This window comes from Myxococcus sp. AM009 (assembly GCF_013372605.1).
GTDB lineage: Bacteria > Myxococcota > Myxococcia > Myxococcales > Myxococcaceae > Myxococcus > Myxococcus vastator.
On sequence record NZ_JABXEP010000316.1, the window covers coordinates 1 to 2747 of the forward strand.

Here is a 2747-nt window from a genome sequence, read left to right on the forward strand (position 1 = left end):
GCCCCCCGAGCCGGCGGCACGGGCTCCGAAGACGCGGCGCCCATCGGAGGAACCGGAGGCCGAGTCGCCACACCCTGCCGCGACGCCAATCCAGGTGGCTGCGTCCCCCCACCGGCGCCCTGCGGAGCCACCGGCATGGCCGAGCCCGCGGCGACTCCCGGCGCGGGAGCACCATCGAAGCCCTCGGGCACAGCGGCCATGTCCTCGACGACGTCGCCCTCCTCCAGCACCTCCCCATCCTCCAGGAGGTCTATCTCCTCCGCGGGCTCCGGCTCCATCGCGAACGGAGGCGGCGCGACGGCACGCGGCGTCTCCGTCGGCGTGAGTCGCGGCGGCGAGGCGGGCCGCGCGCTGCCACCCACGGGCGTCAGCGTCGGAGGCACGGGCACCTCGGGCGTCACCACCCGCATCCCGCCGTCCTCCCCGAAATCAATCATCGCCACCGGTGGCGCGGGCGGCGGCAGATGGTCCGACGGATGCGAGCTCCCCGACACGGCTGGCGCCCACCGGACCGAGCCGGAATCCTCGGGCTCCGTGTCCGGGTCATCGCCGCTCAGGTACTGCCCGGGCGCGAGCCCACCAAACATCCCTTCCGCCTCGGACTCCGCTCGCACGGGCGCGGGAGGCGGCGGCGTCATGCTCAGCGCGGCGGGCGCCGAAGAGACCTCCACGGGCAGCGCCGCGGTCCCGGTCCGCTTCGGGCGCTTCGTCGAGCTCATCTGGATGAACCGCATCTCGCGCTTGATGCCGTAACGAAGCTCCTGGAACTGGAACAGCCGCAGCTCCGGCGTGACGTACGGAACGATGCGCAGGCCGGTGATGAACCCCAGCGCATCCGCGTGCTCGATTTCCAGCGGGCTGGCCATGGCCACCTTGAGCCGCCGGCCTTCTTGCGCCAGCGGGAAGGCCTGGTGCTTCTCCGCCATCGCAGCGGGGAGCAGGTGCAGCACCGCGTCCGGCGCCGCCTCGAAGTCCGCTTCCTGCGCCACCGGGTAGCGGCACAGCTCCCCCAGCACCATGGCCAGGGTGTCGATGTCGAGGATGTCCAGCTCGACAAGGTTGGAGCCCAACCTTCCGCCGTAGATGAGCTGGGCCCGAAGGGCTTCGTCGAGCTGCGCCTGCGTGATGAGGCCCTTGCGGACCAGGATCGCTCCGAGCTTTTCGGCCATGTCCGCCCGATTCTAGACGCCTTCTCAGCGGCTGAGACGCCCCTCCCGTCGCCTGGCCCCTGCATGCCAGCCAGGCCGCACGAGCGGAGCCACAGGCACCTGCTCCGAGTGAAACCAGGCCCCCGGCTCGAGGCCCACGCCTCCACACACCACGCCGCGCCTGCCGGAGTGTCACTCACCGTGAAGAGAGAAAACTCCAATCACGCTGCGCCTGCCGCGGAACCCAGGGCCATTACAGTGAATTGTCAGTTTTACAGGATATAAATGGGAGTGCAGTCAGCTCCGCAAGAGCTTCACTCCCAGGAGAATCGATGAAACGCATCCCACTCGCATGTCTCGTCACGGCGCTGGCCACGGGGGCGCCGTCGGCGCTGGCCTCCGATGAGGTCTGCCAGCAGGAAGAAGTCTCCTCTTCGTCCCAGCGGCTCACGAAGGTGGGCGAGGACGTCTTCCGCCGCTTCGAGACGACCCACCCCTACGCCACCACGCAGCTTCGCGCCTTTGACGGCCCCATCCACACGGACGTCATCACCCACCCCGGCGCGGCGTACATCGCGCCCCACTTCGAGCGGCTCGACCTGGAGGAAGGCGACTTCGTCGTGGTGCGCGCGCCGGACAACTCCCGGTCGTGGCGCTACGACAACTCGCACCCGGGCGCGCGCAGTGGCTTCTGGGGCATCCACATCGCCGGCGACACGGCCATCATCGAGCTGCACAGCCAGGACAGCGTCAACCGCCGCGGCATCCTCAACAAGCACGGTTACTCCATCGACCGGTTCGCGCGGGGCTACTCCAACGAGGAGATGGGCCTGTCGGGCAACAAGGCCCTGTGCGGTGCGGACGACACGCAGTGGGCCCCCTGCTACGCCTCCAGCGACCCCACCCTCTACGGCCGCGCCCGTCCGGTGGCGCGCCTGCTCATCAACGGCTCCGGTGCGTGCACGGGCTGGCTCGTGGGCAGCCAGGGCCACCTGATGACCAACCAGCACTGCGTCGGTACGGCGAGCGAGGCGCAGAACACCCACTACGAATTCATGGCGGAAGGCGCGAGCTGTTCGACGAGCTGCGCGAGCTGGTTCGGCTGTCCGGGTACCGTCATCCCGGGCGGCACGCTGGTGAAGGTGGACGCGCCGCGTGACTACGCGCTCATCCAGCTGTCCCAGAACCCGGTGAACACCTACGGCTACCTCCAGTTGCGCGCCTCCGGCGCCGTGGTGAACGAGCGCATCTACCTGCCGCAGCACCCGGCCGGCCACGGCAAGAAGATCGCCGTGCGCTCCACGGATGCCCGGGACGAGTCCGGCTTCGCGGAGATCTACAGCCGCAACGAGGCCTCCTGCCAGTCGGGCGGTCCCAACGACATCGGCTACTACGCGGACACGCAGGGCGGCTCCTCCGGCTCGCCCGTCATCGGCCACTCGGACAACCTGGTGGTGGCCCTGCACCACTGCGCCAACTGCCCCAACCGCGGCGTGCCCATTGAAGCGGTCATCAGCCACCTGGGCACCAGCCTGCCCCAGTGCGCGCTGCCCGCCGCCGGCTGCCCGGACACCGGCGGCGGGCAGCGCGCACTGGGGC

The 2747-nt window shown here is 69.9% G+C and carries 1 protein-coding gene and 1 pseudogene; one reads left to right on the top strand and one right to left on the bottom strand.

The annotated features are described in order from the left end of the window. Positions 1-1169: pseudogene (locus HV824_RS35420) on the bottom strand (hypothetical protein); the annotation flags it as partial. Positions 1170-1480: 311 nt separating this feature from the next. Here HV824_RS35420 and HV824_RS35425 point away from each other — a divergent pair. Beyond that, on the top strand, positions 1481-2747 hold a 1267-nt coding region (locus tag HV824_RS35425), incomplete at its 3' end, for a serine protease (RefSeq protein WP_176425236.1).